Origin of the sequence: Caballeronia sp. NCF2 (genome assembly GCF_023631205.1) — a bacterium.
Lineage (GTDB): Bacteria > Pseudomonadota > Gammaproteobacteria > Burkholderiales > Burkholderiaceae > Caballeronia > Caballeronia zhejiangensis.
The window spans coordinates 1-240 of the sequence record NZ_JALQDN010000142.1 but is presented as its reverse complement, the minus strand read 5'-3'; the positions used below and the strand labels follow the sequence as shown (position 1 = coordinate 240).

Here is a 240-nt window from a genome sequence, read left to right as displayed (position 1 = left end):
GAGTACGACATCTGGCACATCCCGGGCGCCGAGAACGTGCCGCTGCCGACGCTGCGCGAGGCGAGCGTGAGTTGGGACCCCTCCGTGCCCGTGCGCCTGTACTGCGCCGTCGGCTTCCGCAGCTACCTCGCCTACCGCAGCCTCGTGCAGCGGGGCTTCGCCGACGTCAAGACGCTGTCGGGCGGATCGCACACGTTCCGCTTCTGGCACGACCTCGAACAGTCGCGCATCGAGCCGCAC

At 69.6% G+C, this 240-nt stretch carries 1 protein-coding gene; it reads left to right on the top strand.

The genetic code is table 11. From position 1 onward, the window contains the following. Window positions 1-240, top strand: a 240-nt coding sequence (locus NCS02_RS36250) for a rhodanese-like domain-containing protein (RefSeq protein WP_250523716.1), incomplete at both ends; no start/stop codon positions are given.